This window comes from Vibrio sp. V39_P1S14PM300 (assembly GCF_009904765.1).
Classification (GTDB): Bacteria; Pseudomonadota; Gammaproteobacteria; order Enterobacterales; family Vibrionaceae; genus Vibrio; species Vibrio proteolyticus.
In genome coordinates this window covers 1-5,402 of record NZ_WXWP01000245.1, presented here as the reverse complement: position 1 = coordinate 5,402, position 5,402 = coordinate 1, and the positions used below count along the sequence as shown (strand labels likewise).

General features: G+C 48.8%; 4 protein-coding genes. 1 reads left to right on the top strand and 3 read right to left on the bottom strand.

The window, feature by feature from the left end:
- The 3 genes from CAG65_RS12375 to CAG65_RS12365 form a co-directional block, all read right to left on the bottom strand.
- A partial coding sequence (locus CAG65_RS12375) for a multidrug efflux MFS transporter (protein WP_161453828.1) occupies positions 1–1,506 on the bottom strand: 1,506 nt, incomplete at its 3' end.
- A 12-nt stretch (positions 1,507–1,518) separates the two neighbouring features.
- Entirely contained in the window at positions 1,519–2,526 is a 1,008-nt protein-coding gene (locus tag CAG65_RS12370) for an HlyD family secretion protein (protein WP_161453827.1), read from the bottom strand.
- A 292-nt stretch (positions 2,527–2,818) separates the two neighbouring features.
- Positions 2,819–4,561, bottom strand: coding sequence for a SulP family inorganic anion transporter (locus tag CAG65_RS12365; RefSeq protein ID WP_161453829.1), 1,743 nt, complete (start codon positions 4,559–4,561; stop codon positions 2,819–2,821).
- A gap of 423 nt (positions 4,562–4,984) precedes the next feature.
- Here CAG65_RS12365 and idi point away from each other — a divergent pair.
- A partial coding sequence (gene idi / locus CAG65_RS12360) for an isopentenyl-diphosphate Delta-isomerase (protein ID WP_161453826.1) occupies positions 4,985–5,402 on the top strand: 418 nt, incomplete at its 3' end.

Below are 5,402 nucleotides of genomic sequence, written 5' to 3'. Positions count from 1 at the left end.
TTTCTTGCCCACGAGCAGAATAGGGGCGAGCACCAGTATTGATACGATGAACATAATCAGCGAATTGTTCAATGCTAATGTTATGGTTTGCTCTTTCACTACACCATGAATTTGACTCATACCAAGAGCCTGTTGAGGCAGATATCCATTGGTGAGTAGCTCACTATTCAGTGCGTGTTGGTAGGCGGAGAAGCTTTGGCTGGATGCCTCCAGAGTTCTTCCCAGCTCTCCTGAGGCCTGAGCACTATGTTGTTGAGTTACACGTGATAAAAATGCGCCGCCAATCACACCACCCATGGTACGAAACAGATAGAAATTGGCGATGCCTTCCAGGCGATCATCCGCATTAAAGTACATCAATACTGCTATCGTTACTGATACGTTGAGCATTCCAACGCCAAAGCCACGCAGTAGCATTGGCAAAGGCAAGGATTCCGCACCGGCATAGCTTGGCAACTCACTGAACTGTTTTACGGATATCAGGATCATCAACACACCGAAGGGGACTACAGCATCAGCAAGCTGACGTCGAAAGTAGTAAACCAGAACACTCACCAGCATCCCTGCTACCATCGCGACGAAAGAGGGCAGCAGGGCGTGTCCTGCACTGAGCGCGTTGTAGTGGAGCGCCTTTTTAAGAAAGTTAGAAAACAGCGCGGAGCTTGCCATCACAGCAAACCCGGCCAGAAAAGCGTTGTACATAAACACATTCGTTTTGAATCTGGCGTGTATCTGCATGGAGGCCGTATTCTGGTGACGGTGTCTGACGAGTAGGTATACGACTAATAGAATTAAAGCAGCGGTGATGGCCGCTAAATGCGCAAATTGTACAGAGTCGAACCAGTTGTAAAAGCCGCCGCGCATGAGTAGGTAAATGGTCAGACTGATTGCGGCGGTGGCAGGGACATAAAATAGCGCCCCCGATTTCTTTTTGGTTTTGAGCGTCACGGATATGGGCTTAAACAGGCTGAGGATGATCAGTGCTGAGAAATACAGCCATGATGCCAACACGCAAAACAGTGACCAATTGAATTGTTCCAGGGCATCTGCCACCAACCAGGGATACGCTCCCATTGGAAGCAACGTTGAGAACAGTAAGGTCAACGCAATGATGGCCGGCATCCAACGTGCGTCAAAGGTGTGGAGTAAAAGCAAGTTGATCGTAACCAACATTATACTCATGGAAAAGCCGGCGCATACCCAAGTCAGCCAAAACAGTCCAGGAAGTGGCATTGGTAAATACAACACAATGTTGCAGGCCAGCCCGCCTCCCAGCGCAAACATTAAAAGGCGGTACGCACCAAAGTGCCGAACTAAGAGTGGAGAAAACAGATAACCGAGGACTTGAGCGATCATCATTGCGATTTTAACGCGGTCTGTTTCATCCAAAGAGAGCCTGAATGTTACCGCCATTTCGTGAGACATTTCAGTGAACATTACGGAGTTAATGCCAAACGCTGCCAAAGCAAACAGAGCCAGAAGTAGCAAAGGGGTTCGATTTTTCATCGGCGTTTAACCTTACTCAGAGATATCAATGGAAACTTCCGCGGAAAGGCCCGGATAAATGCGTTGTTTCAGTGATTCCGGGATATCCAGTTCAATACGCACGGGCACTCGCTGCACGACTTTCACAAAGTTACCGGTCGCGTTTTGTGGCGGTAGTAAGCTGAATTGTGCTCCGGTTGCTGGCGTAATGGAGGTGACTCGCCCACGCAGTGGCTTGTCGGGATACATGTCTAACGTTACTTCAACGCTTTGCCCAGGCAAAACATGTTCCAGTTGGGTTTCTTTGAAGTTCGCTTCCACCCAAATGTAGTCTGGGACCATCACGATCAGCCCCATTCCGGGTTGGACAAGCTTACCTACCTGTACTTGTCTGTCGGCAATAAATCCGTCAAAAGGCGCTTGGATGATGGTGCGTTCTAATGCGATGTTTGCCAAACGCAGGTTAGCTTCAGCCTGTTGCTTCTGCGCAGTGAGTTGCTGATTATTGACCAACAACGCTTCGTACTGCTTTTGCTCGGCGGTAACCGCCAGTTTGGCTGTTTCCAGGCGACTGTTGGCTTCAATGGCGCGTGTTTTTTGCGCTTCGTATTGGTTCTTGCTTACCGACTGCTTTTGTACGAGACGAGACAATCGTTTGAACTCGGCCATTTGGTGGCGGGCGTTAGCATCAGCACTGTGGATTGTCTGCTTTGCTTGTTCGATCTTTACCAGTTGCATCTCGGTTTTTGTCTGATTCGCGCTTAGCGCGGTATTGGCGACCTCCAGCGCAGAGCGCGCAATTTGTTGATTCGCAACAAAGTCTTCATCGTCAATAGAAAATAGGGGATCGCCTTTGCTGACCCACTGATTGTCCTCGACAAAAAGTTGGCTGACTTGGCCACCGACCTCTGGTGATATCGCGGTGACATCTGAGTGAATGTACGCATTGTCGGTGGTCACTATGTTGGGGTGATAGAACGCTATTCCGACAGTAATGAGTGAACCGACAATGAGTGAGAGTGCGATAACTTTTTTATTCATTTGGAGAACCTGAATTAAACAACTCCGACAAACTGTACTGTACGGTACAGTTTTAGTAAAGTAACTTTTGATCATTCTGGAGGAGAAGATCCACAAGATGGTGAGTTCGAAAGGTTGATGTGTAAGGCAGATGAGGGAGGGTTATTTAGAGCAATTTATTGAAAAAACGTAGTGAAAAAGGGAAATGCCTGCATGGCTGTGACTGAAGTATTGGTCACGGAGGTCTTTTCTATCAACATGATGGCTACGCACGCACAACGCCCGCCGAGTTGTCGGGCGTTGTGACTCTGGTTTATGCCACTTCGGGGACGGGTTTGTGGATTTCGTCCAGCGGATCGGGCTCTTTTTTGACGGGAGCAATCTGACCTTCTTCAACGGCATGTTGGTAGCAGCCGCTGAGTTTAATGGCCAAGTACATATCGGCCCGCAGAATCACACCACTTTCACCGACGGGGACACCGCTGAGCTCGCACCACTGACGCAGACTACGTTTTCGTCCGGCCAGGATCAGTCGTATTCCTTTTTTGCGCAGGATACTTTGAACATCCGACAGCATGGCCATTACGCTCAAATCGAGGTGAGTAAAGCTGGCCACGGCGTCAATGATGACGCACCCAGTATCGGCTCTATTTTGTTCCGCCTGCTCCAGGATGCGACGTTTGAAATATGGCGCATTAAAGTACGTCAAGGGGGAGTTAAAGCGAAAAATAATGATGCCCGGGATCGGAGTGGCTTTGCCTGAATCATCGATCGTGCGGATGGTGCCAGCATCGTCCAGCCCGAGCATTTGGTCGCTCGGTCGCATCACCACACGGATAAACTGAAACAGGCCAAGGAGCACGGCCAGAGTAATGCCCGGGATAACGCCGATCACCAGCACAGAGACAAAGGTGATGGTGGCAAGAATAAACGCATCTTTATCGCGCTTTCTGAGCGACCAGATGCCTTTCAGATCGAGCAGAGATGTCGAGGCAATAATCAAAACCACACCGAGCGCCGCGATAGGGATGTATTGCAACGGTTGATAGATAAATATCGCAACCAGAGCAATAACAACCGCTGCAATGATTTGGACCAGTTGTGATTTGCCTCCGTTGGCATCGTTCACGGCGGTGCGGGAATCGGCGCCACTGATCGCAAATCCTTGCGAAAACGCCGAGGCCAGATTGGCAAACCCGAGAGCGCGGAACTCCCTGTCAGCATCGATATCGTACCCGTTTTTGGCAGCGAAACTGCGTGCGGTGAGCATCATACTGACGAAACTGACCAGAGCCAGGTTGAGTGCGGGCATGACCAGCTCTCGACTGACACCGATATCAAAAATCGGCGCCTGAAAAATAGGTAAGCCTCCTTCTATCGCGCCGACCACTTGCACGCCCATGGTATCCAGTTGCGTTGACCAAACCAAAAACGTCGCAACGATAATGGCGATCATCGCCGCAGGCCAGTTTGGTCGGTAACGTTTGGAAGCAAAGTAGATGGCGGTGGTCACCAGAGTGATCATCAGCGTTTGCCAGTGCACATCCAGCAGCAAAGAGGGCGCTTCAATTAACCGCTCAAGCAAGTAACGCTGTTCAAAATTCAATCCAGAGACCTTAGCAAACTGGCCGACAATGATAGTGAGCGCTACACCGTTGAGTAGACCTAGCAGAATGGGGCGTGACAGGAAGTCAGCGAGAATGCCGAGTTTAAAACGACTCGCCAGTACGCACCACAGACCTGTCATGGCGGTCATGGTCATGACCAATTGCCAGTGTTTGGTGGCGTCACCGGCCGCTAGAGGTGTGACGACGGCTGCGATAACTGCACAGGTTGCGGCATCCGGTCCAACAATCAACTGACGGGAAGTACCGAATAATGCATACACCATCATCGGCAGGATACAAGAGTAGAGGCCGACGATGGCCGATACGCCAGTCAGCTGCGCGTAGGCAATGGCGACGGGCAGTGCGACGGCCACGACGGAAAATGCCGCGCGCGCATCGTCTTTTAACCACTTCCGTTCATAGTGTTTAAGTTGATAGAGTCCGGGCATCCACTGCTGCAACAACAACGCCGTTTTCAATTCTGCTAATCCTTATCCAATTAGATGAATACACAAAGTATGATTTAAGCATAACTCAATATTTATAAAGGTCGCCAGAAAATGTATATAACTCGCTGATTAAGTATATCTTTCTCTAGTTTGCAACGGATAGCTGCTCGATTGCGCGCGTCTGATTCACTCGCTTGCCTATCTGGCATCGATGGTGTGGTTTACGCGCATCATTTCTTACATGGACAAGAGTTAACGCCGATACCCGTGAAGCTTAACTTTTGGTTCTCTGGCCTATTAAATTGCAGTTTGCTCATACAAATGGAATTTAAAATTGATTTAAGCCGATAGTTCCACTTAATTACTAGCGATAAATAAATAATGTAAATGTTATTTATTAATTTTTATGCTCAAGGTGTATATATGGAAGAGAGACTCATACTTGTTGATGAGAAAGACAATATTATCGGTTCTGAATTTAAGCTGGCGACTCATAAGCAAGGTCTTCTGCATCGGGCATTCTCGGTGTTCATCTTCGATCAAACACAAAGGCTTTTATTGCAGCAACGGGCGGCGGCTAAGTATCACTCACCAAATCTATGGAGTAACACTTGTTGTGGGCACCCGAGAAAGGGCGAAGAGACCCAAAGTGCGGCATCGCGACGTTTGAATGAGGAAATGGGTTTCTACACACCAATCATCCATGTTTCTTCTTTCACCTACAGAGAAGAAGTCCCTGGCAACTTAATTGAACATGAGTTTGACCATATATATATCGGTCAATTTAACCAGATACCGCAAGTCAACCCGAATGAAGCAGGGGACTGGCGGTGGATTGATC